Source organism: Pseudomonas sp. R1-18 (assembly GCF_051132095.1).
In the GTDB taxonomy this organism is placed as follows: domain Bacteria; phylum Pseudomonadota; class Gammaproteobacteria; order Pseudomonadales; family Pseudomonadaceae; genus Aquipseudomonas.
In genome coordinates, this window is record NZ_CP071658.1 from 4753396 (window position 1) to 4779845 (window position 26450).

Annotated in this window: 25 protein-coding genes; 12 read left to right on the top strand and 13 right to left on the bottom strand. The window is 59.8% G+C overall.

All coding sequences use genetic code 11. The features are described from left to right. Nucleotides 1–32 precede the first annotated feature (32 nt). The 4 genes from J3P77_RS21580 to dadA all read right to left on the bottom strand — a co-directional run bounded on the left by J3P77_RS21580 (nt 33) and on the right by dadA (nt 3506). A complete protein-coding gene (locus tag J3P77_RS21580; RefSeq protein ID WP_434682097.1) occupies nt 33–581 on the bottom strand; it encodes a cupin domain-containing protein in 549 nt (182 codons plus the stop codon). Between the two features lie 155 nt (nt 582–736). After that, a complete protein-coding gene (gene alr / locus J3P77_RS21585; RefSeq protein WP_434678618.1) occupies nt 737–1810 on the bottom strand; it encodes an alanine racemase in 1074 nt (357 codons plus the stop codon). Nucleotides 1811–1879: 69 nt separating this feature from the next. Further along, nucleotides 1880–2233, bottom strand: a complete 354-nt coding sequence (locus J3P77_RS21590) for a RidA family protein (RefSeq protein WP_434678620.1) — start codon at nt 2231–2233, stop codon at nt 1880–1882. Next, nucleotides 2205–3506, bottom strand: coding sequence for a D-amino acid dehydrogenase (gene dadA, locus J3P77_RS21595; protein ID WP_434678621.1), 1302 nt, complete (start codon nt 3504–3506; stop codon nt 2205–2207). Before dadA ends, J3P77_RS21590 begins: the two co-directional genes overlap by 29 nt. Nucleotides 3507–3663: 157 nt before the next feature. Here dadA and J3P77_RS21600 point away from each other — a divergent pair, with 157 nt between their 5' ends. After that, the gene (locus J3P77_RS21600; protein ID WP_434678623.1) at nt 3664–4152 is read left to right on the top strand and encodes an Lrp/AsnC ligand binding domain-containing protein; all 489 of its coding nucleotides are present in this window, start codon (nt 3664–3666) and stop codon (nt 4150–4152) included. Between the two features lie 13 nt (nt 4153–4165). Here J3P77_RS21600 and J3P77_RS21605 read toward each other — a convergent pair whose 3' ends face one another. Further along, nucleotides 4166–4519: a YkgJ family cysteine cluster protein gene (locus tag J3P77_RS21605; protein WP_434678625.1), complete on the bottom strand. Its 354-nt coding sequence runs from the start codon at nt 4517–4519 to the stop codon at nt 4166–4168. A 106-nt stretch (nt 4520–4625) separates the two neighbouring features. On the opposite strand from J3P77_RS21605, the gene J3P77_RS21610 reads away from it, so the two are divergent. Then, entirely contained in the window at nt 4626–5924 is a 1299-nt protein-coding gene (locus J3P77_RS21610; RefSeq protein WP_434678627.1) for an NAD(P)/FAD-dependent oxidoreductase, read from the top strand. 7 nt (nt 5925–5931) lie between these two features. On the opposite strand, the gene J3P77_RS21615 is transcribed toward J3P77_RS21610, so the two are convergent. After that, the gene (locus J3P77_RS21615) at nt 5932–6189 is read right to left on the bottom strand and encodes a DUF1127 domain-containing protein (protein WP_434678628.1); all 258 of its coding nucleotides are present in this window, start codon (nt 6187–6189) and stop codon (nt 5932–5934) included. Nucleotides 6190–6364: 175 nt separating this feature from the next. Between J3P77_RS21615 and J3P77_RS21620 the strand changes: the two genes are divergently transcribed. Beyond that, a complete protein-coding gene (locus J3P77_RS21620; RefSeq protein ID WP_434678630.1) occupies nt 6365–7786 on the top strand; it encodes a PLP-dependent aminotransferase family protein in 1422 nt (473 codons plus the stop codon). Between the two features lie 72 nt (nt 7787–7858). Next, nucleotides 7859–9439, top strand: a complete 1581-nt coding sequence (locus tag J3P77_RS21625) for a phospholipase D family protein (RefSeq protein ID WP_434678632.1) — start codon at nt 7859–7861, stop codon at nt 9437–9439. 134 nt (nt 9440–9573) lie between these two features. Here the strand turns inward: J3P77_RS21625 and J3P77_RS21630 are convergent, their stop codons facing one another. Continuing rightward, nucleotides 9574–10719, bottom strand: a complete 1146-nt coding sequence (locus J3P77_RS21630) for an MFS transporter (protein WP_434678634.1) — start codon at nt 10717–10719, stop codon at nt 9574–9576. Nucleotides 10720–10873: 154 nt separating this feature from the next. Further along, nucleotides 10874–12367 (bottom strand): aldehyde dehydrogenase, encoded by a 1494-nt coding sequence (locus tag J3P77_RS21635; RefSeq protein ID WP_434678635.1) that lies wholly within the window; start codon nt 12365–12367, stop codon nt 10874–10876. A 237-nt stretch (nt 12368–12604) separates the two neighbouring features. Here J3P77_RS21635 and J3P77_RS21640 point away from each other — a divergent pair, with 237 nt between their 5' ends. Together J3P77_RS21640 and J3P77_RS21645 are read left to right on the top strand one after the other, a co-directional pair. Beyond that, a complete protein-coding gene (locus tag J3P77_RS21640) occupies nt 12605–12976 on the top strand; it encodes a cupin domain-containing protein (RefSeq protein WP_434678637.1) in 372 nt (123 codons plus the stop codon). Between the two features lie 72 nt (nt 12977–13048). Further along, a complete protein-coding gene (locus tag J3P77_RS21645) occupies nt 13049–13252 on the top strand; it encodes a hypothetical protein (protein WP_434678639.1) in 204 nt (67 codons plus the stop codon). Nucleotides 13253–13417: 165 nt separating this feature from the next. Here the strand turns inward: J3P77_RS21645 and rpmG are convergent, their stop codons facing one another. Continuing rightward, nucleotides 13418–13573: a 50S ribosomal protein L33 gene (gene rpmG / locus J3P77_RS21650; RefSeq protein ID WP_002551515.1), complete on the bottom strand. Its 156-nt coding sequence runs from the start codon at nt 13571–13573 to the stop codon at nt 13418–13420. An 11-nt stretch (nt 13574–13584) separates the two neighbouring features. Further along, on the bottom strand, nt 13585–13818 hold the full coding sequence (gene rpmB / locus J3P77_RS21655; protein ID WP_002551514.1) for a 50S ribosomal protein L28: 234 nt from the start codon (nt 13816–13818) through the stop codon (nt 13585–13587). A gap of 363 nt (nt 13819–14181) precedes the next feature. On the opposite strand from rpmB, the gene J3P77_RS21660 reads away from it, so the two are divergent. Beyond that, nucleotides 14182–15768 (top strand): ABC transporter substrate-binding protein, encoded by a 1587-nt coding sequence (locus J3P77_RS21660; protein WP_434678644.1) that lies wholly within the window; start codon nt 14182–14184, stop codon nt 15766–15768. A gap of 85 nt (nt 15769–15853) precedes the next feature. On the opposite strand, the gene radC is transcribed toward J3P77_RS21660, so the two are convergent. Continuing rightward, nucleotides 15854–16528, bottom strand: coding sequence for a RadC family protein (gene radC / locus J3P77_RS21665; RefSeq protein ID WP_434678646.1), 675 nt, complete (start codon nt 16526–16528; stop codon nt 15854–15856). Nucleotides 16529–16661: 133 nt separating this feature from the next. On the opposite strand from radC, the gene coaBC reads away from it, so the two are divergent. The 5 genes from coaBC to J3P77_RS21690 all read left to right on the top strand — a co-directional run bounded on the left by coaBC (nt 16662) and on the right by J3P77_RS21690 (nt 25125). Beyond that, nucleotides 16662–17870, top strand: a complete 1209-nt coding sequence (gene coaBC / locus J3P77_RS21670) for a bifunctional phosphopantothenoylcysteine decarboxylase/phosphopantothenate--cysteine ligase CoaBC (RefSeq protein ID WP_434678647.1) — start codon at nt 16662–16664, stop codon at nt 17868–17870. Nucleotides 17871–17876: 6 nt separating this feature from the next. Continuing rightward, nucleotides 17877–18332: a dUTP diphosphatase gene (gene dut, locus J3P77_RS21675; protein WP_434678648.1), complete on the top strand. Its 456-nt coding sequence runs from the start codon at nt 17877–17879 to the stop codon at nt 18330–18332. A 53-nt stretch (nt 18333–18385) separates the two neighbouring features. After that, nucleotides 18386–20962, top strand: coding sequence for a phosphomannomutase/phosphoglucomutase (locus tag J3P77_RS21680; RefSeq protein WP_434678649.1), 2577 nt, complete (start codon nt 18386–18388; stop codon nt 20960–20962). Between the two features lie 25 nt (nt 20963–20987). Continuing rightward, a complete protein-coding gene (gene argB, locus J3P77_RS21685) occupies nt 20988–21893 on the top strand; it encodes an acetylglutamate kinase (protein WP_434678650.1) in 906 nt (301 codons plus the stop codon). A 160-nt stretch (nt 21894–22053) separates the two neighbouring features. Further along, the gene (locus J3P77_RS21690) at nt 22054–25125 is read left to right on the top strand and encodes a ParB/RepB/Spo0J family partition protein (protein ID WP_434678651.1); all 3072 of its coding nucleotides are present in this window, start codon (nt 22054–22056) and stop codon (nt 25123–25125) included. On the opposite strand, the gene J3P77_RS21695 is transcribed toward J3P77_RS21690, so the two are convergent. Both J3P77_RS21695 and pyrE read right to left on the bottom strand, forming a co-directional pair. Continuing rightward, the gene (locus J3P77_RS21695) at nt 25118–25717 is read right to left on the bottom strand and encodes a DUF4124 domain-containing protein (protein ID WP_434678653.1); all 600 of its coding nucleotides are present in this window, start codon (nt 25715–25717) and stop codon (nt 25118–25120) included. The genes J3P77_RS21690 and J3P77_RS21695 overlap by 8 nt on opposite strands. 51 nt (nt 25718–25768) lie before the next feature. Next, nucleotides 25769–26413 carry an orotate phosphoribosyltransferase gene (gene pyrE, locus J3P77_RS21700; protein WP_434678655.1) on the bottom strand — a complete coding sequence of 215 codons (645 nt, stop codon included), beginning with the start codon at nt 26411–26413 and terminating at the stop codon, nt 25769–25771. Nucleotides 26414–26450: the final 37 nt, after the last annotated feature.

Consider the following 26450-nt stretch of genomic DNA (forward strand, 5'->3'; position numbering starts at 1 on the left):
CCCCATGTAAACAGGCGTCTGCGCGCCCCTGATCAGAAATTGGCCGGTGTGGCTGCGCTGATTAGTCGCGCCGGGACGTCGAACGGATTGCGGAAGCGATGTGGCTTGGTGCTTTCGAAATAGTAGCTGTCGCCAGCTTCGAGGATGTAGGTCTCCTGACCGACGACCAGTTCCAGGCGTCCCTCGACGAGAATCCCGGTTTCCTCGCCTTCATGAGCGAGCATTTCTTCGCCGGTGTCGGCGCCAGGCGGATAGGTTTCGGTGAGGAAAGCGATGGCACGTCCCGGATGCGATTTGCCCACAAGCTTCATGGTCACCGCACCGTCGGATATGTCGATCAGTTCACTGGCCTTGTAGACGACCTGGGTAGGATTCTGCGTCTCCAGCTCTTCGGAGAAAAACTCGACCATAGACATCGGAATGCCGCTCAGCACCTTACGCAGGGAGCTGATCGAGGGGCTGACGCTGTTTTTCTCGATCATGGAGATGGTGCTGTTGGTCACGCCTGCGCGCTTGGCGAGTTCACGCTGGGACAGGCCCTTGAGCTTGCGAATCGTTTGCAGCCGTTCACCGACGTCCAATGCGGTATTCCCCTTTGTCTTCGAGGTCATGTGCTCGGTAAGGTTAAGTCGAGATGAGCGCCATGATGGCAACAGCGTTCAGTATTTACAACACTCGACTTGGCGACCGCAATATCAGGGGATTGACGGGCTGTCGGCGGGGCGGACCCGCGGGTTCAGCTCTCGGTATAGCTGCGCGGGACGCGACGCAGGTTGCAGAATATCTGATAGGGAATCGTTCCGGCGCAGGCTGCCACCTCGCTGGCCAGCACGTTGCGGCCCCACAGTTCGACCCGGCTGCCAAGCCCGGCCTGCGGCAGGTGAGTGAGGTCGACGCACAGCATGTCCATGGACACCCGGCCCAGCAACTGGCTCGGCCGGCCGTCGATCTGGACAGGGGTGCCGGTCGGCGCCTGCCGTGGATAACCGTCCGCATAACCCATGGCGACCACGCCGACCCGGGTGCTGCGCTCGGTCACGAAAGCCGCGCCGTAACCAACCGGTTCACCGGCCGGCAACTCGCGCACGCTGATGATGTTTGATTCCAGGGTCATCACCGGCTGTAACCGGTCCGCCAATTCCTGGGGCCGGTCGAAAGGTGTTGCGCCATAAAGCATGATGCCCGGACGAACCCAGTCGCTCGGAATCTTCGGCCAGCCGAGCACCGCCGGGGAATTGCGCAGGCTGACTTCAGCCACAAGGCCTTCGGTAGCTGCTTCGAAGACGGCGAGCTGTTCGTTGCTGCGCGGGCTGTCCAATTCGTCGGCACGAGCAAAGTGGCTCATGAGGATAATCTTCGCCACCTTGCCGCTCGCCAGCAGGCGCTGGTAAGCGGCCCGGTATTCGCCAGGCTGAAAGCCAACCCGGTGCATGCCGGTATCCAGCTTGAGCCAGGCCGTCAGCGGCCTGCCAACGGATGCCTGTTCAACGGCTTCCAGCTGCCAGCTCGAATGCACGACGAACCACAGGTCGTGCTCGACGATCAACGCCAGCTCATCGGCTTCGAAGAAACCTTCCAGCAACAGGATCGGCGCGCGGATACCCGCTGCGCGCAATTCCAGTGCCTCCTCGATGCAGGCCACCGCAAAGCCATTCGCTTCGTCTTCCAGCGCCTGAGCTACACGCACCGCACCGTGCCCATAGGCATCCGCCTTGACGACCGCGAGCGCTCTGGCACCAGTGCTTTCGCGGGCCAGTCGGTAGTTGTGACGCAGGGCCTGGAGATCGATGACGGCGCGAGCTGGACGCATGAGAGGTTTCTTGCTTGAGAATTAAAAAAAGCCCGACGCCGAGGGAGGTCGCCGGGCCAAGGAAAACGGTTATGGCAGGGCTGCGGTAACCGACAGCTCAACCAGAATTTCAGGTTCACACAACTTGGCTTCAACCGTCGCACGGGCTGGCGCGACACCCTTTGGCAGCCACTTGTCCCACACGCTGTTCATGTCCTGGAAGTGGGCGTCAATGTCCTTCAGGTAGATAGTCACCGACAGGATACGGTTCTTGTCGGTACCGGCCAGGTCCAGCAGCCGTTCGACAGTGTCCAGCGTCTGCTGCGTCTGTTGCTCGATCCCCGCACTCAGGTCATCAGCTACCTGGCCCGCCAGATAGACAGTGCCATTGTGGACGACGATCTGACTCATGCGCTCATTGGTGAGCTGGCGCCGGATTGACATGCTTTGCGTTCTCCTTGGTACTGCCATAACGAAAGATATCCAGGCCTGCGGCGCTGATCTGGGGCGTCCTGCTTGCCATCAGGTCGGCCAACAGCCGACCGGAACCGCAAGCCATGGTCCAGCCGAGCGTGCCGTGCCCGGTGTTCAGGAACAGGTTGCGCAATGAAGTCGCCCCCACGATCGGCGTGCCATCTGGAGTAGTCGGACGCAGCCCGGTCCAGAAGCTGGCCTGGGCAAGGTCGCCGCCCTGAGGATAGAGGTCGCCGACGATCATCTCCAGCGTTTCGCGTCGACGCGGATTGAGCGACAGGTCGAACCCGGCGATTTCCGCCATTCCGCCCACGCGAATCCGGTTGTCGAAACGAGTGATCGCGACCTTGTAGGTTTCGTCGAGGATCGTTGAGGTGGGCGCCATGTCACCGTTGGTGATTGGCACTGTCAGGGAATAACCCTTGAGCGGATAGACCGGGACCCTGATGCCAAGTGGCTTGAGCAACTGCGGCGAGTAGCTACCCAGCGCCAACACGTAACGGTCGGCGGTTTCCAGCTTGCCGTCGATCCACACACCGTTGATGCGGTCACCTGTGTGGTCGAGACGTTCGATGTTCTGCCCGTAGCGGAACTCCACGCCCAGCTTCGCAGCCATTTCCGCCAGACGGGTGGTGAAAAGCTGGCAATCGCCGGTCTGGTCGTTCGGCAGACGCAAGGCACCGCTGAGGATATTGGTCACCCCGGCGAGCGCCGGCTCGACCCGGGCGATACCCGCACGGTCCAGCAGCTCATACGGCACGCCGGACTGTTCGAGTACAGCGATGTCCTTGGCAGCGTTGTCCAGTTGCTCCTGAGTACGGAACAGCTGAGTGGTGCCGAGGGTGCGACCCTCATAAGCAATACCGGTTTCAGCGCGCAACTCGTCCAGACAGTCGCGGCTGTACTCGGACAGCCGGACCATGCGCTCCTTGTTGACCGCATAACGGCTGGCCGTGCAGTTGCGCAGCATCTGCGCCATCCACAAGTACTGGTCGATATCAGCGGTAGCCTTGATCGCCAGCGGCGCATGACGTTGCAACAGCCACTTGATGGCCTTGAGCGGCACGCCCGGCGCGGCCCACGGAGACGCATAACCCGGCGAAACCTGGCCTGCGTTGGCGAAACTGGTTTCCATCGCAGCAGCCGGCTGACGGTCAACGACGGTCACTTCAAAGCCCGCCCGCGCCAGATACCAGGCACTGGTTGTACCGATCACACCACTACCAAGGACCAGAACGCGCATGTCGAAGACCTCATCGCGGATATCCGCTGACGTTTTGAAGTTTTAAGCAAGGATGCAGGCAGTATATGGAGCAACGAGCAGTGTTTCTCACCATATAACTGCGTATATTCAGTGTTAAATCCCGGCAATGAATGCTTTGGTAGAGAGGACCTCGACCGTGCGTACCCAACATCAGTCAAAACGTGAGCTGGACAAGATCGACCGCAATATCCTGCGCATCCTTCAGGCGGATGGACGTATTTCGTTCACGGAGCTGGGCGAAAGGGTCGGCCTTTCCACTACGCCGTGTACTGAACGGGTTCGCAGACTGGAGCGTGAAGGCATCATCATGGGCTACAACGCACGTCTCGATCCGCAAAGCCTGAAGGCCAGCCTGCTGGTATTCGTGGAAATCAGCCTGGACTACAAGTCGGGCGACACGTTTGAAGAGTTCCGCCGCGCCGTCCTCAAGCTGCCGCACGTACTGGAATGCCATCTGGTGTCCGGCGACTTCGATTACCTGGTCAAGGCGCGCATCTCGGAAATGGCGTCCTACCGCAAGCTGCTCGGCGACATCCTGCTCAAACTGCCGCACGTGCGCGAATCCAAGAGCTACATCGTGATGGAGGAAGTGAAAGAGAGTCTGAGCCTGCCGATTGCGGACTGAAGCAAACCCGGCGCTAGACCAGCACCTGCCGTGTCGAGGCAATGAAGTCATGCACCTGTTTTTCAACGCGTGGATGAATCAGCTCGACAGGACCGCGCCCATTGGGGCAAGGCAGGGTTTTAGTGGTACCGAACAATCGACAGATCAGCGGCCGTTCTTCATACACCGTGCAGCCCTGCGGGCCGAGGTGCACGCAGTTGAGTTCATTGAGGGCCGCTTCCTGTTCAGCGGCAGTCTTGCGTGGCAGGCGCGACATTTCTTCACTGGAAGTGGTGACCGGTCCGCAGCAATCGTGGCAACCCGGTACGCACTCGAAAGAGGGAATCTGCCGCCGCAGATCGCGGATTTTCTGACTGTTGCAGCTCATTGAGTCAACCACTCGAACGCTTTGGCGCGATTTTGCCTCAGTTGGCAGGCCGGTGACAGCGGCTTATCCTGCGTACCGACTTTACTCGCCACCCACAGGACACTTCATGAACGCCCGCGCGCACGATCAGCATGCCGCCTCCTACTACGCCGCCAGCAGCCATCCGCAGCCAGACCACCCTGCACTGCAAGGCGACCTGAAAGTAGACGTGTGCGTGGTAGGCGGCGGGTTCTCCGGGCTCAACACCGCCATCGAACTGGCTGAGCGCGGCTTGAGTGTGGCTCTGCTTGAGGCGCGCAAGATCGGCTGGGGCGCCAGCGGGCGCAATGGCGGTCAGCTCATCCGTGGCGTGGGGCATGGCGTCGAACGTTTCACGTCAGTCATCGGCGAGCAAGGGGTCCGCCATCTCAAGCTGATGGGGCTCGAAGCGGTGGAAATCGTCCGCGAGCGCGTCGAGCGGCACGGCATCGATTGCGCCCTCAAATGGGGCTATTGCGATCTGGCCAACAAACCACGGGAGCTGGACGGTCTGGCTGAAGATGCAGAAGAACTGCGCGAGCTAGGCTACCGTCACGAACTGCAGCTGGTCCAGCCGCAGGACATGCATACCGTAGTAGGGTCCGATCGCTACGCCGGCGGCCTGATCGATATGGGTTCCGGGCACCTGCACCCGCTTAACCTGGCACTGGGCGAAGCCGCGGTCGCGGCGTCGCTCGGGGTGCAACTGTTCGAGCACTCTTCCGTTACCCGCATCGAATACGGACCACAGGCCAAGGTGCATACCGCTCAAGGAACGGTGCATGCCCAGACGCTGGTGCTGTGCGGCAACGCTTACCTGAACGGCCTCAACCCTGAAATCGGCGGCAAAGTGTTGCCTGCCGGTAGCTACATCATCGCCACCGAACCGCTCAGCACCGAGCAAGCCCGCCAGCTGTTGCCTCGGGACATGGCGGTCTGCGACCAACGAGTGACGGTGGATTATTACCGACTGTCTGCGGACCGCCGTCTGCTGTTCGGCGGCGCCTGCCATTATTCCGGACGCGATCCGAAGGATATCGCCGCTTACATGCGCCCCAAGATGCTCGACGTTTTCCCGCAACTGGCGAATGTGCGCATCGACTATCAGTGGGGCGGCATGATTGGTATCGGTGCCAACCGTTTGCCCCAGATCGGACAGCTCAAGGACCAGCGCAATGTGTTCTACGCCCAGGCCTATGCAGGCCACGGCCTCAACGCTACGCATCTGGCCGGGCGCTTGCTCGGCGAAGCCATCGCCGGTCAGCACAGTGACGGTTTCGAGCTGTTCGCCAAGGTGCCGCACATGACCTTCCCGGGCGGCAAGCACTTGCGCTCGCCGTTACTGGCGCTGGGCATGCTCTGGCATCGCCTCAAAGAGCTGCGCTGACCAGCCGTCACTCTCGCCAGAAAGGTTTCATTCCCTCGCTTCTGGCCTGCTGAAAATCGAGGCCGATGTCGCGCAACTGGGCGTCGGTCAGTTCCAGCAGGGCGCGCCGGGAACGTGCGCGGTGCCGGTAGAGCGCCCAACGACTCATGCCTGCCGGTATCGCGCTCTTCTTTGGTACGCTGTCGCCGGTCATGCTCGAAGCGCTTTCAGCCAGCTCGCATTCCCTGCTCAGTAGCGCCAACCTTGCATCTGTAAGCCCGTTCATTTTGCCGTTCCTCCATCACGTCCAATGTGATTTATGATGACGCGGGCGATTAAACCATTACAGATTCAAAGACTGATTTAATAATCCATACAGATCGTTTGAAAAACATACTGAATGTTATATTTTTCGCCTATCTGTATTGCTTTCACTCCTCCTGCTCATCCGAGAGTATGCCATGACGCTCTATGTCAACCTCGCCGAACTGCTCGGTTCACGCATCGAGAACGGCTTCTATCGCCCTGGCGACCGGCTGCCATCGGTGCGGGCGCTGAGCGTTGAACATGGCGTCAGTCTCAGCACTGTTCAGCAGGCTTATCGGGTTCTGGAGGACAACGGGCTGGCGACGCCGAAACCCAAGTCCGGCTATTTCGTATCCGCCAGTCGGCAAGCTCCGGCGCTTCCGGTTGTAGGTCGGCCTATGCAACGACCTGTGGATATCTCTCAGTGGGATCAGGTGCTGGATCTGATTCGGGTATCCCCCGCCGAAGCGGTCACGCAGCTGGGCCGTGGCATGCCGGATGTCAGCAGCCCGACGCTCAGGCCGCTGATGCGTGCCTTGAGTCAGTTGAGTCGCCGTCAGAGCATGCCAGGTCTGTATTACGACAATATCTCCGGCGTCCATACACTTCGCGAGCAGATCGCCCGACTGATGCTGGACTCAGGCTGCAATCTGACGGCCAACGATCTGCTGATCACCAGCGGCTGCCACGAAGCGCTTTCAGCCTGCGTCCGCGCGCTGTGCTCGCCCGGTGACATTGTTGCCGTAGACTCGCCGAGCTTTTTCGGTGCCATGCAGACCCTCAAGGGGCTGGGCATGAAGGCGCTGGAAATCCCCACCGATCCGCTGGTCGGCATCAGCCTCGAAGCGCTGGAGCTGGCACTGGAACAATGGCCGATCAAAGCCATCCAGCTCACGCCCAGCTGCAACAATCCGCTGGGCTACGTGATGCCTGAGGCTCGCAAGCGGGCGTTGCTGACACTGGCGCAACGCTTCGATGTGCCGATCATCGAAGACGACGTGTATGGCGACCTCGCCTACACCTATCCTCGTCCACGCACTATCAAATCGTTCGATGAGGACGGCCGAGTGCTGCTGTGCAGTTCATTCTCCAAGACCCTCGCGCCCGGACTGCGCGTCGGCTGGGTAGCGCCGGGGCGCTATCTGGAACAGGTGCTGCACATGAAGTACATAGGCACCGGTTCGACCGCGCCGCAGCCGCAGTTGGCGATAGCCGATTTTCTTGAGGGCGGGCATTACGAGCCGCACTTGCGGCGCATGCGCACTCAGTATCAGCGTGGGCGCGAGCAAATGATCGACTGGGTAATGCGTTACTTCCCTGAAGGCACGCGAGTAAGCCGGCCGCAAGGCGGTTTCATGCTGTGGATCGAACTGGTCGAGGGTTTCGATACGCTGCGCCTGAACCGGGCGCTTGCGGGTCAGGGTGTTCAGGTCGCCGTAGGCAGTATCTTCTCGGCTTCCGGCAAGTATCGGAATTGCCTGCGCATGAACTACGCAGCCAAGCCGACGCCTGAAATCGAAGAGGCCGTGCGCAAGGTCGGCGCTTCCATTGCGAAGTTACTGGCGGAAACAGACTGAAGCCGGAAAATTTTTCCGGTTTTGCAGTGTCCTATCGGCGTACCTCGTTACACCCAGACACGGAAAATCCTTTTGAAAAAATCATGGGCCCTGCCCTTTTGCCTGCTGGTTGCACTGTGCGTGACCGGTTGTGCCCACGTTGGCACCGAGAACCAGCCCAGCCAGGCTACGCCGCCTCAGGCATCGGCATTCGGCCGCTCGATTCAGGCCATGGCGAAGCCCCATGAAGGTCGTTCCGGGTTTCGTCTGCTGCCCGACAGCAGCGATGCTTTCAAGGCCCGCGCCGAACTGATTCGCAATGCCAGGACCAGTCTGGACCTGCAGTACTACATCGTTCACGACGGTCTGAGCACACGCGCCCTGATCGATGAATTGCTCAAAGCGGCAGACCGTGGCGTGCGAGTACGCATTCTGCTGGACGACACCACCAGCGACGGCCTTGACCACGCCATTGCAACGCTCGCCGCGCACCCGAACATCGAAATCCGCCTGTTCAACCCGCAGAACCTGGGCCGTGAAACGGGCGTCACCCGCAGCGTCGGACGCCTGATGAACCTGTCGCAACAGCATCGGCGCATGCACAACAAGCTGTGGCTGGCCGACAGCAGCGTTGCCATCGTCGGCGGCCGCAATCTGGGCGACGAATATTTCGATGCGGAAACCAAGCTGAATTTCACCGACATCGACATGCTCAGCGTCGGCCCCGTCGCCGAGCAACTGGGCCACAGTTTCGATCAGTACTGGAACAGTACGCTGAGCAAGCCTATCGCCGATTTCATGTACTTTTTGCCGACCGTCAAGGATCTCGCCAAGGCACGCCGGAAACTGGAGGCGTCGCTCGAACAGGCTCATCAGCAGCACAAGGCGCTCTTCGAGCGGCTGATGGCTTACAAGAGCCAGCCACGGTTGAAGGTTTGGCTCAACGAACTGGACTGGGCCTACAACCAGGCGCTGTGGGATGCGCCTACCAAAGTGCTGGCCCAGGGCGAGCCTGATCCACACCTGCTGTTGACGACTCAGCTGGCACCGGAGCTGATCAATACACGCAAGGAGCTGATGCTGATTTCCGCCTACTTCGTGCCAGGCGAAGCCGGCCTGCTGTACTTGACGGGCCGGGCGGATGCGGGCGTGGATGTAAGCTTGCTGACCAACTCACTGGAAGCCACCGACGTACCGGCGGTGCACGGTGGCTACACGCCTTATCGCAAGGCGCTGCTTGAACACGGCGTCAGACTTTTCGAGCTGCGCCGCCAGCCGGGTGACCTGGAAACCTTCCGCGACAGCGGGCCACGACTGTTCAAGGAAAGTCATTCGATTGCCAGCTCCGACTCTAGTCTGCACAGCAAGGCCATGGTCTTTGACCGGCGCAAGATCTTCGTCGGCTCGTTCAACTTCGATCCACGTTCAGTACTGTGGAACACCGAGGTCGGTGTACTGGTCGACAGCCCGAAGCTGGCCGAGCAACTGCGCGAGCTGACGTTGCAAGGCATGGCTCCGGCGCTGAGCTACGAGGCAAGGCTGGAGGACGGCAAGGTGGTGTGGGTCACCGAGGACAATGGGCAGATTCACACCTTGCGCACCGAGCCCGGCGACTGGTGGCGTCGGGTCAATGCGTGGTTCAGCAAGGTCGTGGGTCTGGAGCGCATGCTTTAGAGAATGTCCGTTCCTTCGTGCTGCTTTCGGTTTGCAGGAGCGCGCTTGCCCGCGACACGTACGACGCGCTGTGCCAGGCAAACCGCGTAAGGCTGTTCGCGGGCAAGCGCGCTCCTACCATTCTGTAAAACCTTTCAGGCCTTTACGGCTTTCGCTCCAAACGCATCGCGCTTGAATGTCACGATCACCAGACCGAACGCACCGGCCGCCATCAGCAGCGGCAAGGCGTGCCCACTGATCCATTGGCTGCCGGCACCGGCCGCCAGTGGCCCGAGCAGACAGCCGATACCCCACAGCTGCGCCACGTGAGCATTGGCGCGGACCAGCGCATCGTCTCGGAAACGCTCGCCGATGATGATCAGCGACAAGGTGAACAAGCCGCCCGCGCTGGCGCCGAACAGCACCCAGAGCGGCCAGATCAAGCGGGTATGAATCAACACCGGCACCAGCAGGCTGGATATCAGCAAGGCAATGGCGCAGCCGGAAAACAGCCTGCGCCGGGAGAACCTGTCCGCGAGCATCCCGATCGGCAGTTGCAGACATGCATCGCCGACCACGACTGTGCTGACCATGACCAATGCGACCTCGGGACTGAAGCCCTGGCGCAGACTGTAGATAGGCAACAGCGTCAGAATCAGCGCCTCGAAGGCCGCAAATAGCGCGATTGCCCACGCGATGGCGGGCATGGTGCGGCAGAAGGCGAGCAGATTGCGGAACGTGACGGTGCAGGCGTCTGCTGTCGGCGCGCCTGTACGGCCCAACAGCAGCAAGGGCGAAATCGTGAGCAGTGCCACGCCGATCCAGAAACCATAATCGGCCTGAGTGCCGATCACGCCCAACAGCAACGGGCCGGACAACTGGCTCAAGGCGTAGGTGCTGCCATACAACGCCACCAGTCGCCCGCGTAGCCGTTCGATGACCAGCTGGTTGATCCAGCTTTCGCCAAGCACGAACACGATAGTCAGAATAACGCCGAGCATCAGGCGCAGCACCAGCCAGACCGGGTAATGCGGCAGCAACGCCAGCAGCCCGACTGAAACACCTCCGGCCCAGAGACAAAGGCGCATCAGGTTGGCAGTACCGAATCGCGCCGCCAGCCGGCTGGCGAGCCCCGCGCCTACCAGCACGCCGATAGCCGGCATGGCGGCCATGACCCCGATAGCGAACGAGCCGTAACCCCAGCTCTCCAGACGCAGGGAAACCAGCGGCATGCTCACACCCAGCGCCAAACCGACGCTCAGCACCGAAGCGAGCACGGCGAAATAAGTACCCCAACGCATGTGCGAATCCTGTAGCCAATTTGTGAAGCGAAGCGAACGGATCGGACCGTCAACAGCTGTCGGCTGACGACCCGCGATGCCTGACAGATAGACCGTCAGGCATCCGGTGCAGCGCACTCATGCATGGCATGAGCGCTTTTGGAGGGTGTGAAGCTTACAGCTTGATCCAGGTCGCTTTCAGCTCGGTGTATTTGTCGAATGCATGCAGCGATTTATCGCGGCCGTTACCCGATTGCTTGAAGCCACCGAACGGTGCGGTCATGTCGCCGCCGTCGTATTGGTTCACCCATACGCTACCAGCCCGCAACGCCTTGGCCGTGAGATGCGCCTTGGACAGGTCCGCCGTCCATACCGCTGCCGCCAGGCCGTACTGCGTGTCGTTGGCGATGCGAATAGCTTCCTCGGCGCTGTCAAAGGTCAGCACTGAAAGGACCGGCCCGAAGATCTCTTCCTGAGCGATTTTCATGGCGTTGCTCACACCATCGAAAATCGTCGGCTCGACATAAGTGCCGCCGGTTTCTTCAAGAATACGTTTGCCACCCGTGACCAGTTTGGCGCCGTCGGCATGCCCGGCCTCGATGTAAGACAGCACGGTGTTCATCTGCTGGGTGTCGACCAGCGCACCAACGTTTGTTGCGGGGTCCAGCGGGTTGCCTGGCTTCCAGACCTTGAGCGCCTCTACGACCAGCGGCAGGAAGCGATCCTTGATGGAGCGCTCGACCAGCAGACGCGAACCGGCGGTACATACTTCGCCCTGATTGAAAGCAATGGCGCTGGCGGCGGCTTCGGCGGCAGCCTGCAGATCCGGAGCATCGGCAAACACGATATTCGGGCTTTTGCCGCCTGCCTCCAGCCAGACGCGTTTCATGTTCGACTCACCCGAGTAGACCATCAACTGCTTGGCGATTTTGGTCGAGCCGGTAAACACCACGGTATCGACGTCCATGTGCAGAGCCAGCGCCTTGCCGACGGTGTGGCCGTAACCTGGCAGTACGTTGAGCACGCCAGCCGGAATCCCGGCCTCGATGGCCAGTTGCGCAATGCGAATGGCGGTCAGTGGGGATTTCTCGGAAGGTTTCAACACCACCGAGTTGCCCGTCGACAACGCCGGGCCCAGCTTCCAGCAGGCCATCATCAGCGGGAAGTTCCACGGGACGATGGCGGCCACGACGCCAACCGGCTCGCGGGTTACCAGGCCCAGTTGATCGTGTGGCGTGGCCGCAACTTCGTCGTACAGCTTGTCGATGGCTTCGCCGCTCCAGCTCAAGGCACCGGCAGCGCCCGGTACGTCGATATTGAAGGAGTCGCTGATAGGCTTGCCCATGTCCAGCGTTTCAAGGAGCGCCAGCTCCTCGGCGTTTTGTATGAGCAGCCCGGCGAAGCGGATCATGGTCGCCTTGCGCTTGGCCGGAGCGATCCGTGACCATGCACCGGAATCGAATGCACGGCGAGCGCTTTCGACTGCGCGCTGGGCGTCAGCGGCATCACAACTGGCGACTTTGGCGAGCATCCGGCCATCGACCGGGCTCAGACAGTCGAACGTTTCGCCCGAGGCCGCGGCGGTGTACTCACCATCGATGAAGGCGCGGCCTTCTATCTTCAAATCCTGGGCGCGTTGCTCCCAGTCAGCACGAGTCAGGGTAGTCATGGGAATTCCTCCTCTTGATGATGTCGGGACGGCTATAGGACATTAAAGGCGAATCTGTCAGTACAACCGAAGGTATTCGCCACCCTAAACCAGAGGCTTCAGGATGCCAATATATTTGACAGGTTCAGGCGATTTACGGCGGTCTTGTTGATTTTATTAAACGAGCAGGGCCGGAGCTTCAGGCGCTATGCTTCCCGCTGGAGCTCAAGAACCACCATTTCATTGCAAGGGGACAGCATGAATATCCAGAGCATCGTCGACTTCAGCGAAGCCGGTACGACCGCAGAACACTACCGTCCGGCACAGGAAAAGATTTTCAAGGGCGACCCGGTTCAGACCGTGTACAACCATTACAACAGCCCGTGCGGGCAGATGAACGCCGGCGTATGGGAAGGCGAGCCTGGGCAATGGCGCGTCAATTACACCGAGCATGAATACTGCGAGATCGTTCAAGGCGTTTCAGTGCTGCGTGATGAACAGAATCAGGCAAAGACTTTACGGGCGGGCGACAGATTCGTGATCCCGGCGGGCTTCAAGGGGACATGGGAGGTCCTGGAAGCATGCCGCAAGATTTATGTGGTCTTCGAGGCAAAAGATATAAATAAGTAACGCATGGCCAGACTCTTGTGGGGAGATTCTAGGGGCGTCCATTCCGGACATCATTCATAAGGGACTATGAAAATGACCAACGAACAGATTATCCAGGCGCTGCAGCATCTGATTGGCAGCCGCTATGTGCCGAGCGTCAAAGCCTACATCAGCGAACTGACCGGCCGCGCGCGCATACTGGGTGCCGATGATATCAGCACCAGGGAGTTCGACCTGAACCGCGTTCAGGTAAACACCGATGACGCAGGACTGATTTCGAGCTTCACCTTCGGCTGATCCAGGATCTGGAGCCGCAGCCCCGCCGGGACGCCGGTGCGTGCTGGTCAAAAACACCCGATGCCTGCATCGGGTGTTTTGCGTTTCGGGCACAAGGGTTTACCAAACAGGCAGGCACAAAAAAGCCCGCATCGCTGCAGGCTTTTTTGTAGCAGACAGAATCAATTACTTGATTTTGCCTTCTTTGTAGATCACGTGCTTGCGTACAACCGGATCGAATTTTTTGATTTCGATTTTATCCGGAGTAGTACGTTTGTTCTTGTCGGTGGTGTAGAAGTGGCCAGTACCGGCGCTCGACACCAAACGGATCAATTCACGCATGATTCTCTCCCTTAAATTTTGCCGTCGCGACGCAGTTCAGCGAGCACAACTTCGATGCCACGCTTGTCGATGATACGCATGCCTTTAGCAGATACGCGCAGACGAACAAAACGCTTCTCGCCTTCAACCCAGAAGCGGTGATGCTGCAGGTTTGGCAGGAAACGACGACGGGTTTTGTTGTTTGCGTGGGAAATGTTATTCCCGGTTACCGGACCCTTACCGGTAACTTGACAGACTCTCGACATGCCTCAGCCCTCTAAAACCACATGCCCAACCCGGCATGGGTTGGCCGCTTAATCTCTCAGTCATTTGGCGCCAGGCGCCGCGTTTCTTTAAGGGTCTTACCGGCTACACCTACAGTGAAGGAACCGGGCCCCTAGAAAAGAGCGCTGCTTTATACCAGAAAGCCTCGCAGGCAACAACAAGCAAAGCGTTTTACCTGTGTGAGATGTGCCGTCAATGCCGCGCTGCGCAGGCGGCACGGGGATGCGCACAAATCGACCGCTCGTCGCGCAGCGACGATTGTTCTGTATCGACACATGGTCTAGGGTAAGTCCTTCACCAGACTGCACCGGCAGATGGAGCCCTTCTTGAACAGGAATCACGCCATGCGTCTCGCTGCAATTCCCTTTTTGCTCGCGCCGTTGCTGCTTCCGGGCCTGGCCCAGGCAGCATCTCTGGCGGTCTGCACCGAAGCCAGCCCCGAAGGCTTCGATGTCGTGCAGTATAACTCGCTGACCACCACCAACGCCTCGGCCGATGTGCTGATGAACCGACTGGTGGACTTCGATACGGCCAGCGGCAAGCTGGTGCCAAGTCTGGCCGAAAGCTGGACGGTCTCGCCCGACGGGCTGACTTACGACTTCAAACTGCGCGGCGGAGTGAAGTTCCATACCACCGATTACTTCACGCCGAGCCGCGAACTGAATGCCGACGACGTGGTGTTCAGCTTCAAGCGCATGCTCGATCCGCAGAACCCGTGGCACAAGGTTGCGCAGAGCGGCTTCCCGCATGCCCAGTCCATGCAACTGCCGGCGTTGATCAAAAGCATCGAGTCGCCGGATCCGCAGACCGTACGTTTCACGCTCAATCGAGCCGACGCGACATTTCTTGCCACGCTGAGCATGGGCTTCGCGTCGATCTACTCGGCCGAGTACACCTCGCAACTGATGAAAGCAGGCACACCAGAGAAGCTCAACAGCCAGCCGATAGGCACTGGCCCGTTCGTGTTCAAGCGCTTCCAGAAAGATGCCGCTGTACGCTATCAGGCGTTCGAGGACTATTTCGCAGGTAAACCGCAGGTCGACACGTTGATCTACGCCATCACGCCGGACGCCAACGTGCGACTGCAGAAGATTCGCCAGAACGAATGCCAGATTGCCCTCTCGCCCAAGCCGCTGGATATCGAGGCAGCCAGCAAGGAGCCTTCGCTCAAGGTAGAAAAGACCGAAGCGTTCATGACTGCGTTTGTGGCGATAAACAGCCAGCATCCGCCGTTCGACAAGCCGGAGGTGCGCCAGGCCATCAACCTTGCTTTCGACAAGGCTAATTACCTCAAGGCCGTGTTTGAAGGCACCGCCGAGACCGCCAGCGGTCCGTACCCGCCCAATACCTGGAGTTACGCCAGGGATCTGAGTGGCTATCCGCACGACCCGGCCAAGGCCCGGGCGCTGCTGGCCAAGGCTGGGGTGAAGGATGGTTTCAAGACCACGATCTGGGCCCGTCCTTCAGGCAGTTTGCTCAATCCCAACCCGAGTCTGGGCGCGCAGTTGTTACAGGCCGACCTGAAACAGATCGGGATTGACGCGCAGATCAAGGTCATCGAATGGGGCGAGCTGATTCGCCGCGCCAAGGCGGGTGAACACGACCTGTTGTTCATGGGCTGGGCCGGCGATAACGGTGATCCGGATAACTTCCTGACGCCGCAGTTTTCCTGCGCGGCGGTCCAGTCGGGCACCAACTTCGCGCGTTACTGCGACAAGACGCTGGACAAGCTGATCACAGATGGCAAATCCACCAGCGCCCAGGCCGAACGCAGCAAGCTGTATCAACAGGCCCAGGCGCAGATCCAGGCGCAAGCCTTGTGGGTCCCGCTCGCCCACCCGACCGCCGCCGCACTGGTTCGCAAGGATGTCAGCGGCTATCAGGTCAGCCCGTTCGGGCGGCAGGATTTCTTCAAGGTGACCGGAAAGTAGAAGCGCTCTTTCATGCAGGAACACGCTTGCCCGCGACGACGAGGCGCGGGCAAACGCGCTCCTGCAAAAGCGATGCGAGTAATGACTACATCAACCCCCGCTCCACCATCGACAGCGGCTCGCCGTCGCCGATGATCACATGATCGAGCACTTGCACGTCGATCAGCGCCAGCGCCTGTTTCAGGCGCGCGGTCAATTCGACGTCGGCATTGCTCGGATCGGTGACGCCGGAGGGATGGTTATGGCAGAGGATGAGGCTGGCGGCGTTGTTGGCCATGGCGCGCTTGACCACCTGACGAGGGTGTACATGAGCCGAGTTGATCGTGCCATGGAACAGAATCTCGAAGGTCACGACCCGGTGCTTGGTGTCCAGAAACAAACAGCCGAAAACCTCGTGCGGCTCGTGACGCAGCATGGCCTTGAGGTAGCTACGGACTTGTCGTGGACTTTCCAGCGCCGAACCTCGCTGCAGGGACTCAGCCATGTGTCGGCGGGCCATCTCCGTCACCGCCTGCAATTGCGCAAATTTCGCGGGCCCCAGACCCAGCTGTGAGCTGAATCGAGCCAGATCAGCATCCAGTAACGGTCTGAGGCCACCGAATTGATTCAGCAGATGACGTGCAAGGTCGACAGCACTTTTGCCGGCCACCCCCGTGCGCAGAAAGATCGCCAGCAATTCGGCGTCGGAAAGACTCTCGGCACCCAGCTCCAGCAAACGCTCACGCGGGCGTTCGGACGCGGGCCAATTGCGAATACTCATAGCACCTCCATGTGTGTGGACGCCGCTGTTCCAGTGCGGTCGCTGTGCTATCTTAGCCCATCTTTTTTGCGCGGCGATCCGGCCTGGGGAGGCGTCTTCGCCGCCGCGCACCCACTCGACAAAAGGCAGGCCTATGCAGCGGCTGTATCGAAAACGCATCGTTCTGGGCGTCGGCGGCGGCATCGCGGCCTACAAGAGCGCCGAGCTGGTTCGCCGGTTGCGCGACCACGGCGCAGAGGTGCGCGTCGTCATGACCCGCGGTGGTGCCGAGTTCATCACCCCGCTGACCATGCAGGCCCTTTCCGGCCACCCTGTGCATCTGGATCTTCTGGACCCTGCGGCCGAAGCCGCGATGGGTCATATCGAGCTGGCCAAATGGGCTGACCTGATTCTCATCGCGCCGGCCACCGCCGACCTGATCGCACGCTTGACCCAAGGCATTGCCAACGACCTGCTGACCGCCATAGTGCTGGCGACCGACGCCACGGTGGCGATTGCGCCTGCGATGAATCAGGCGATGTGGCGCGACGCATCCGTGCAAGCCAATACCCGTGCGCTGGAAGAGCGTGGCTTTCGCGTATTCGGCCCGGCATCCGGCAGCCAGGCCTGTGGCGATGTCGGTTTCGGCCGCATGCTCGAACCCAACGATCTGGCGCAGTGCGCCGCCGATTGCTTCAAACGCCTGACGTTGACGGGCAAGCATGTGTTGATCACCGCCGGCCCGACCCAGGAAAACATCGACCCGGTGCGCTACATCACTAACCACAGCTCCGGCAAGATGGGCTTCGCCCTGGCGGAAGCCGCCGTTGAAGCGGGTGCCCGCGTGACGCTGATCACAGGGCCGGTCAATCTGCAGACGCCCGATCGCGTAACCCGGATTGATGTGGTCAGCGCTCGCGACATGCTGGCCGCCTGTGAGGCCGCAATCCCGTGTGATGTGTTCATCGCCTCTGCTGCGGTGGCTGACTACCGGCCAGAAGTGGTCGCCCCGCACAAACTCAAGAAAGACCCTACGAACGGTGACGGTCTGTTGCTACAGATGGTCCGCAACCCGGACATCCTGGCGACTATCGCCACCCGCCCGGACCGCCCGTTCAGCGTCGGTTTCGCCGCCGAAACCGAACATCTGCTCGATTACGCTGCACGCAAGCTCAAGGACAAGAACCTCGACCTGATCGTCGCCAACGATGTGGCCAACCCCAACATCGGCTTCAACAGTGAGGAAAACGCCTGCAGCGTGATCGATCGAGCGTTGCACGCAACGCTTTTCGCCCAGACCAGCAAGGCCAAGATTGCCCGCCAGCTGGTCGCTTTTATCGCCGACCGCATGAATCAGGTTTAACTACGAATGCACGCTCTACAAGCCAAGATCCTCGACCCTCGCATTGGCGAGCAATTCCCGCTGCCGGCCTACGCCACCACTGGCTCGGCCGGCCTGGATCTGCGTGCCATGCTCAAGGAGGATACGGTCCTCGAACCGGGTCAGACGCTACTGATCCCTACCGGCCTTTCGATCTACATCGGCGATCCAGGCCTTGCGGCAATGATCCTGCCGCGTTCCGGTCTGGGCCACAAACATGGCATCGTGCTGGGCAATCTTGTCGGGCTTATCGATTCGGACTACCAGGGTGAACTGATGGTGTCCTGCTGGAACCGCGGGCAGACGGCTTTCACTATCGCTGTCGGCGAACGCATCGCTCAACTGGTGCTGGTGCCGGTCGTTCAGGCCCGTTTCGAGCTGGTCGAGACATTTGACGAGAGTCAGCGCGGCACAGGCGGTTTCGGACACTCCGGAAGTCACTGATTCGCCGACAGGCAGAGAATCCGGTTTCATAACCAACTCCAGGGAGAGGACGGGTGAAAGGCAGTCAGCACTCCGCGTCAAAGCAAGCCACCGCAGCTGGTCCATTGACGGCGAGTGTGACCGCCCTGTCTCCCGGGCTGATTCCCGCAATCGCCGGGCTGGCGGTGGCAGCAATTCTGATCTGGCTCGCCCTGGCGACTCCCGGCCAGCAGTCCCGACTGGCTCAGGCCTGGGGCGGCGGCCAGGCTGCCGCGGTCAATCTGGCGCTCCGGCAGCTTCAGGCCGATACTCGCGCCGCGGCTGCCAGCGCAACGCTGGTCAACGCCCTGCAAAGCCGTGATCCGGTGGCGATCCAGTCCGCCCAGGACTCGCTCAAAAACCGGGACGGCCTGCTCGGCGCCCGCCTCAACTCCGCAGGGCTTACGGACGTCGATCCGCAAGGCGCTTTGCCCGTGAGCTATGCCACTCTGGATATGCTCAACAAAGCGGGACAAGACCAGGAAGTCGCTCCTGAGGCACGCAAAATCGGCGAGCGCTGGGTCATCTACAGCGCGGCGCCGGTACGCGCCGATGCGGCTCAGGCCGTCAGCGGCACGCTGCTGCTGGCTTTCGACCCACAGCGATTGCTCAACGCGCTGCCTGCCTTGCCCGAAGATGCAGGAAAGGTGGTTCTGAGCCAGCAGTTCGGCACCGCGCCGGGGCAGGTTTTCCTGCAACGCGGTCAAGCCGGTGGCGGCAAACCTCTGAGTTTCGACACCGGTTACGCTGGCTGGAAGCTGGAATTCACGCCGGGCGAAGCGCTCGACACATCCCCCCCGTTGCTACTGCCTTTGCTTGCGGCGCTGATCGCGCTCGCTGGCGTCGTGCTGGGCCTGCACCTCAACCAGAGCGCGCTGCGCAGGCAGATTCGTGACGATGCTCGACAATTGGATCAACTGCTCCAAGAACTCTCTGAAGGAAAAGCCGTCAAACCCTTCGGTTTGAGCCTCCCCCCCCTCAATGGACTGGCTCAGGCACTCGCCCGCGTTTCGCTTCGCAGTCAGGCATCACCTGCCCCGACCACGAGCGAGGAACCCGGTGTACTACCCAGCATCGCGACCACCAGCGCCCGGCTTTCACCCGCCGTATCGGGCGCTGATTGGACAGATCCGCTGTTTCAAGATACCGATATCCTCGATATCGACATTCTCGACGAAAACCAGGACTTCCTGAGATCGGAGCATTCCATCGTTATGAACAGCCAAGCATCAGTGGCACCTAAACTTCCCGAGACCATCTTCCGTGCCTACGACATTCGTGGCGTGGTCGGGGATACTCTCAGCGCTGAAACCGCTTACTGGATCGGTCGCGCCATCGGCTCGGAGAGCCTGGCCCAGAACGAACCAAACGTCAGCGTTGGCCGCGACGGCCGTCTTTCCGGCCCAGAGCTGGTGCAACAGTTGATTCAAGGCCTGCACGACAGCGGCTGTCACGTCAGCGATGTCGGTCTGGTGCCGACTCCTGCGCTGTACTACGCCGCCAACGTTCTGGCCGGCAAGACCGGTGTGATGCTGACCGGCAGTCACAACCCCAAGGACTACAACGGCTTCAAGATCGTGATCGCTGGCGACACCCTGGCCAACGAGCAGATTCAGGCGCTGCACGAACGCATTCGCACCAACAATCTGACTTGGCAAAAAGGCAGCATCACCAAGGTCGACATCCTTGATCGCTACTTCAAGCAGATCAAGGACGACATCGTCCTGGCCCGCAAGCTCAAGGTCGTGGTCGACTGCGGCAACGGCGCAGCGGGCGTCATCGCTCCGCAGCTGATCGAAGCCCTGGGTTGTGAAGTCATTTCCCTGTTCGCCGAGGTAGACGGCAACTTCCCGAATCACCATCCGGATCCGGGCAAACTGGAAAACCTTCAGGACCTGATCGCCAAGGTCAATGAAACCGGTGCCGATCTGGGCCTGGCCTTCGACGGTGACGGTGACCGCGTCGGCGTGGTAACCAACAAGGGCAACGTGGTCTACCCCGACCGCCTGCTGATGCTGTTCGCGCTGGACGTGCTCAAGCGCAATCCGGGCGCCGACATTCTTTTCGACGTCAAATGCACCCGTCGCCTGACTCCGCTGATCAGCGAGCACGGCGGCCGTCCTGTCATGTCGAAAACCGGTCACTCGCTGATCAAGAAAGAAATGAAGAAAAGCGGCGCGCTGCTGGCTGGCGAGATGAGCGGCCATATCTTCTTCAAGGAACGCTGGTTCGGTTTCGACGACGGCATCTACAGCGCTGCACGCCTGCTGGAAATTCTCAGCCAGGAGTCGGTGTCCGCCGAAGACCTGTTCGAGACCTTCCCGAACGACATTTCCACCCCCGAGATCAACATCAAGGTGACGGATGTCACCAAGTTCAGCATCATCGAGGCCCTTGAGAAGGACGCGCAGTGGGGCGATGCCAAACTGACCACCATCGACGGCGTCCGTGTGGACTATCCGAAGGGCTGGGGACTGGTCCGCGCTTCCAATACCACGCCGGTACTGGTATTACGCTTCGAAGCTGAAACCGAAGCCGAGCTGCAGCGTATCAAGGACGTGTTCCATGCCGAGCTCAAGAAAGTTGCGCCGGACCTCGACCTGCCGTTTTGATTTTTCCTTTTGACTGGAGCCCTTAATGACCCTCGAACGTGATGCCGCCTCTAATGTAGCCAAGGTTCTTTCCGAAGCGCTGCCTTACATTCGCCGATTCGTCGGCAAGACGCTGGTAATCAAGTACGGCGGTAACGCCATGGAGAGCGAAGAGCTGAAAACCGGCTTCGCTCGCGACATCGTGTTGATGAAGGCGGTAGGCATCAACCCGGTAGTGGTCCATGGCGGGGGGCCCCAGATCGGTGATCTGCTTGCTCGCCTGAACATCGAAAGCCACTTCATCGATGGCATGCGCGTGACTGACGCGCAGACCATGGACGTGGTGGAAATGGTTCTGGGCGGTCAGGTCAACAAAAGTATCGTCAACCTGATCAACCGCCATGGTGGCAGCGCTATCGGCCTGACCGGCAAGGATGCCGAGCTGATTCGTGCGAAGAAGCTCATCGCAACGCGTCAGACTCCGGAAATGACAACGCCTGAAATCATCGACATCGGCCAGGTTGGCGAAGTGGTCGGGGTCAACACCGATCTGCTGAACATGCTGGTCAAGGGTGATTTCATTCCAGTCATCGCGCCTATTGGCGTCGGTCCTGATGGCGAGTCCTACAACATCAACGCCGATCTGGTGGCGGGCAAGGTTGCCGAAGCCCTCAAGGCCGAGAAGCTGATCCTGCTGACTAACATCGCCGGCCTGATGAACAAGCAGGGCGAAGTCCTGACCGGACTGACCACCGAACAGGTCGACGGCCTGATCGCCGACGGCACGATCTACGGCGGCATGCTGCCCAAGATTCGTTGCGCTCTGGAGGCGGTACAGGGCGGCGTCCACAGCTCGCACATCATCGACGGTCGCGTACCGAATGCCGTACTGCTGGAAATCTTCACCGACAGCGGCGTAGGCACGCAGATCACCAACCGCAAGCGCCACTGATTGCGGCAGCAGTTCCAAGGCCCTGCCGGTTCCGGCGGGGCCTTTTTTATTCCCGCCCCAGGCGCTGAGCCATCCTACGTGACGTCGCGCATCCTGCCGACGGCCCTGCCAGGCCATTCTGTGCAACGTGCATCTCTTCATCATTCATGAAGAGACAAGCATGTCATCGACAACCACTGTAACCACCTCCCCTCTGCCGTTTGATCTGGTTTCCATGTATGAGGAACTGAGCATGGTTCCGCGCGTAGATATCGTGAATATCGCAACGCAGACTTTCCTGACCCAAAACCAGAAACCGAGCACAGCCACCCCCGTCTCGCAGGGAGCTTCAGACACCAATGAGCCAGGCAGCGACAATGTCGATACCCAAGGCGCAAACCTGGCAACCGGAGCTCTGCTCAATTTTCTGTACGGCGATATCGATACCGGAAAATGGAGCCCGGAACGACTGAGACACCAACGCGACAAGATACTCGCCGGGGAAACCGCAGTGGCCTTGGGGCAAGCATTATATTCGGCACTGTCACTGGACCCGGATAGACTCCAGCCCGGTCCGGCATTGTTCAGCCAGCTGACCTGGTGCGCCCTTTTGTTCGAGCTTGAGCCGCCCCGACAGCGCCGTTACTCGCATATGGCCGGCTTGGACCTGTGCTCACCGAATATGACGGGCAAGAAACTGCGCCGCGAGTTGGTAAGGCACCTGAAATCGAAAGCCCGCACGGCCGACGGACTTCGCTCCACGGACGAGGCGCGCCTGGCCGTAAGCCTGCTCGAGCCGCTGTATCCTGAACTTGCCCGCAACGATCTGCCGTCAACGCTGTATTGCGGCAGCTTGGCGTGGAGCAACCTGACTCATGCGATAGCCTTGAGCGAAGCACTACGGCCCGGCTCTTCGCTAGAGATGGACCGTCAACAGTTGGAAAACCGACTTCTTGAAGCGAGTCAGACAACCGACGAGGAAGAACTAAGTATCATTGCGGCCGCCTGCATACGGCCTGCGTTGCACTGGGCAGTCATGCAAGGCAAGGTCGCGCATCGAGAAGACGGTGACTACAGCGAAGCGGACCTTGTCCACGCCCAAGCAACGCTCGATGCGCGACGAAACAGCGCCGCCCGCGCTGTAGACATGCTTTTTTCAAATATGCCCGACCGGCTCGAAATGGCGAGGCAAAAACTGCGTGAGGCTTACGCAGATACAGACTTTTTACGCAACTACAAGCCGGAATGGCCGTTAACCCCCACCACCCTTGGGAAAAAGTTGAAATACCTTGCCCACGGACATGTTGACTGGAAGTCCGATGGGCGGACCAGATTCAATATGCTGGAGCTGTTCACATCTGGCCACACGATCAAGGGGACAGAGGACTTCAGTGCAGACCCTATTGAAAATAAGACCTTTGGCGGCTATTTCATTGCTCCCGACCTGGATAAATTGCGCGGGATCGACCTCCCCGCTTTGTTTGACGAGGCTTTTGACAAACACTGGGAATATGCCAAAGCTGGATATGAGTCTCTGATTCAAACTCTCTTCGAGCAGTTACCTTCCGCCGAGCGGGAAGTTATGAAACGAAGTGCCGTGGGTGTCTTTGCCTTGCGGGACCAACAGACTTTTCCTGCCAAAGACGAAACCGCGCACGAGCGGGAGCTGCTCCGAGGCCGCATGGGCTTCGTTATCCAGTGCGTTGACCCTAGCTATCCGGGCCGCAAACCGGTGAGCTATGAGGTATTTCCCCTACAAGCATGCATGATACGCCGCACCGATCTGAACGGATTCCCGTTCAGTGATATGACGAAAGATAACAAAGATGCCCGTCTCTCCATGACTGTCGATTGGCAAGCCTACCGCGACGGGCGAGATCCATTGCCAGGGCAGACCGCCAACCTTGTCCCGCTGCTGCTTCACGCTTTCGGGCCGGCTGAAGAATTACTGAGAAACTTGCGACAAACCTCAAGCAAGATCGCTGACCAGCACATGTATTTTTATCGAGACCAACTCTATTCGCAACAGCGCGGCAAGACCTTTGTTGAGGAGATCGATGACGCTTTTCCAACCGCACTGGCCGCATGGTCAGTGCTTGTCCCAGGCCTGGGGTGTTACAACGCGCTGAAAACCAATAAACACCTCGCCGTAACGGTCTCAACCTGTGCCCTCGACATAGCTTCAGTCCTCTTGCTGCCGGCGGTGCGTCTGGGAGCCGGTGTCGTAGGACTGACACGTCTGGGCGGGCAGATCACCGTTGGCGCTCGGCTGAGCGCCTTGGCGGACTTGACCGGCAAGTTTATAAAGGCATCGACTGTCAGTTACGTGACAGCGTTGAATCCGGTTCAGATGCTGATGCCGGTCTACTGGGGAGGTCGTCTTCTGTATAAGGGCGGGAGTCGCGGGATACTGGCACTCAGCCGTTTACGCAACCGTATAACCGCACCCAGGTTCAGGCGCACTTTCACCTTGCCCTCTGCCAAGTCACCGACCGGAAATCAGATAAGAAACGCCACCGATCTCGATGACTTTCTCGAGAAGAACAAGGTTTTCGGGAGTAGCGAGAGCCTGCGTCGTCAGCGCCGAGAAGGCGTGCTGGCCTTGCTGGAAGAGGGAGTAGATGTTCGTATCTATACCCGTCCAAACGGTACGAAAACCCTGGTCGCGCCAGATGAGATTACCAGTAGACAAGTAACCTATTTCGATCTGGTCACCAACGCGACGGTGAATATGGGCGGGTACTACAATTACCGTCAACTTCGCAGCTGGAAGCCTGTAGCAGACGCCAGCGACTCAGCCATCATCAATGTGCCTGTCGGCCAGATCACATCGACTCGCTCGGCGCTGGAAGCCGACCGACTGACAAGCGTAAAGACAGCTATCGAAGAAGGGGTACCGCTGCCTGCTCTGGACGTCATTAGAACCTCACGGAGCTACAGCATCGTAAATGGTAGCCACCGGCTGCAGGCAGCAAAGGATCTGAGTTTGGAAACGGTTCCGGTAAAGGTTGCGACCGCCGGCCAGACAACTGCCGTTGCAGCCTCGCAGCTAGGATACACCGCGAATTACGGCCTTCATTTCAGGGGGTTGCTGGTGGTTCCGGCAGTCTTGGGACAAACGCCTCCCAAGCATGGGCCTGGGCAAACGCCACCTGAACCAGAAGTACCTCACGATCACATTTCCGAGGAGCAGAGAGCCCGGCTGCGGAATATCGATTTCGCCGACCTTCTGCGCAGCACTTGGGTCACTTGAGCAATAAGGCCACGCGAGCCCGATCCCGAGCAAAATCAGCCTCAACCTGTCGGCGCAGTTCCCGGTAGCGTTCAATCTGCAGGTTCAGGCCCTGCTGCTGGTCGCGCAGGTCGTCGAGCTGGTCGATCAGGGTCTGGAGCACCGGGCGACCGGCGCGCTCCAGATCGGCGGCCTGGCTCTGCAGGTTGCGTTGCTGCACGGCAAACCCTCGCAGATTTCCCTGGGCCACACCTATCAACGCATCCAGCTCAGCCAGCTTGCGGGCCTTGGCGCGGTCCACATCTTCCAGGCTGCTATACAAATGCAGTAACTGCGCATCAGCGTCGGCCTGGGCCTTTTCGGCCTCGGCCTGCCGGGCCTGCTCGGCTGTGAGCGCGGGCGGGACGATCCGCACCACCCGCCCCTGCGAGTTGAGCACTTCGTAGCCTTTGCCAACATACTCGGGCGGCACACCCTGACGATCGAGAACCGTCACGCCACGGTTATCGATGTAGCGATAAAGCCGCACACCTGAAGCGTCGGCAGCCTGAGCCACCGTGGAAGTCGATACAGTCACAAACAGACAAAGGCCAGCAACACTCAACACACGCATCCGCGCCTCCGAATCTTCCTGCCCCGGTTCATGTACCGACGACCGTGAGCGTCACTGGATCCCGTATTGAGCCCTATAGGCTTCAACGGCAGGCAGGTGCTGCTTGAGCTGTGGATCGTCTGCAAGGAATTCCAGAACCTGATTCAAGGAAACGATGCTCACCACAGGGATCGCGAAGTCGCGCTCGACTTCCTGAATGGCCGAGAGCTCGCCGTTGCCACGTTCCTGGCGGTTGAGTGCGATCAAGACACCAGCGGCTGTCGCGTCCTGCCCCTTGATGATCTGCATGACCTCGCGAATCGCCGTGCCGGCAGTGATCACGTCGTCGATGATCAGCACGTTTCCGGTAAGCGGTGCGCCGACCAGGCTGCCGCCTTCGCCATGCGCCTTGGCTTCCTTGCGGTTGAAGCACCATGGCAGATCCTGCCCGTGATGCTCGGCCAGAGCCACGGCCGTCGCGGCGGCCAAGGGTATGCCTTTGTAGGCCGGCCCGAACAGAACGTCAAAGGAAATGCCGCTTTCGACCACGGCCGCCGCATAAAAGCGACCCAGCTGCGCCAGGGCCGAACCGCTGTTGAACAGGCCGGCATTGAAGAAATACGGGCTGGTGCGCCCCGACTTGAGGGTGAACTCACCGAAGCGCAATACACCGCGATCGATGGCAAAACGAATGAAATCGCGTTGATACGCCTGCATGAAAAAGTCCCGAATACCACGGCTTTAGCTAAATGGG

What these genes read in the sequence shown, in the direction of transcription:
- alr (WP_434678618.1), bottom strand. Translation starts at nt 1,810, where the DNA reads ATGCGTCCAGCTCGCGCCGTCATCGATCTCCAGGCCCTGCGTCACAAC.
- J3P77_RS21590 (WP_434678620.1), bottom strand. Translation starts at nt 2,233, where the DNA reads ATGTCAATCCGGCGCCAGCTCACCAATGAGCGCATGAGTCAGATCGTC.
- dadA (WP_434678621.1), bottom strand. Translation starts at nt 3,506, where the DNA reads ATGCGCGTTCTGGTCCTTGGTAGTGGTGTGATCGGTACAACCAGTGCC.
- J3P77_RS21605 (WP_434678625.1), bottom strand. Translation starts at nt 4,519, where the DNA reads ATGAGCTGCAACAGTCAGAAAATCCGCGATCTGCGGCGGCAGATTCCC.
- J3P77_RS21610 (WP_434678627.1), top strand. Translation starts at nt 4,626, where the DNA reads ATGAACGCCCGCGCGCACGATCAGCATGCCGCCTCCTACTACGCCGCC.
- J3P77_RS21615 (WP_434678628.1), bottom strand. Translation starts at nt 6,189, where the DNA reads ATGAACGGGCTTACAGATGCAAGGTTGGCGCTACTGAGCAGGGAATGC.
- J3P77_RS21620 (WP_434678630.1), top strand. Translation starts at nt 6,365, where the DNA reads ATGACGCTCTATGTCAACCTCGCCGAACTGCTCGGTTCACGCATCGAG.
- J3P77_RS21630 (WP_434678634.1), bottom strand. Translation starts at nt 10,719, where the DNA reads ATGCGTTGGGGTACTTATTTCGCCGTGCTCGCTTCGGTGCTGAGCGTC.
- J3P77_RS21635 (WP_434678635.1), bottom strand. Translation starts at nt 12,367, where the DNA reads ATGACTACCCTGACTCGTGCTGACTGGGAGCAACGCGCCCAGGATTTG.
- J3P77_RS21640 (WP_434678637.1), top strand. Translation starts at nt 12,605, where the DNA reads ATGAATATCCAGAGCATCGTCGACTTCAGCGAAGCCGGTACGACCGCA.
- J3P77_RS21645 (WP_434678639.1), top strand. Translation starts at nt 13,049, where the DNA reads ATGACCAACGAACAGATTATCCAGGCGCTGCAGCATCTGATTGGCAGC.
- rpmG (WP_002551515.1), bottom strand. Translation starts at nt 13,573, where the DNA reads ATGCGTGAATTGATCCGTTTGGTGTCGAGCGCCGGTACTGGCCACTTC.
- rpmB (WP_002551514.1), bottom strand. Translation starts at nt 13,818, where the DNA reads ATGTCGAGAGTCTGTCAAGTTACCGGTAAGGGTCCGGTAACCGGGAAT.
- J3P77_RS21660 (WP_434678644.1), top strand. Translation starts at nt 14,182, where the DNA reads ATGCGTCTCGCTGCAATTCCCTTTTTGCTCGCGCCGTTGCTGCTTCCG.
- radC (WP_434678646.1), bottom strand. Translation starts at nt 16,528, where the DNA reads ATGAGTATTCGCAATTGGCCCGCGTCCGAACGCCCGCGTGAGCGTTTG.
- coaBC (WP_434678647.1), top strand. Translation starts at nt 16,662, where the DNA reads ATGCAGCGGCTGTATCGAAAACGCATCGTTCTGGGCGTCGGCGGCGGC.
- dut (WP_434678648.1), top strand. Translation starts at nt 17,877, where the DNA reads ATGCACGCTCTACAAGCCAAGATCCTCGACCCTCGCATTGGCGAGCAA.
- argB (WP_434678650.1), top strand. Translation starts at nt 20,988, where the DNA reads ATGACCCTCGAACGTGATGCCGCCTCTAATGTAGCCAAGGTTCTTTCC.
- J3P77_RS21690 (WP_434678651.1), top strand. Translation starts at nt 22,054, where the DNA reads ATGTCATCGACAACCACTGTAACCACCTCCCCTCTGCCGTTTGATCTG.
- J3P77_RS21695 (WP_434678653.1), bottom strand. Translation starts at nt 25,717, where the DNA reads ATGCGTGTGTTGAGTGTTGCTGGCCTTTGTCTGTTTGTGACTGTATCG.
- pyrE (WP_434678655.1), bottom strand. Translation starts at nt 26,413, where the DNA reads ATGCAGGCGTATCAACGCGATTTCATTCGTTTTGCCATCGATCGCGGT.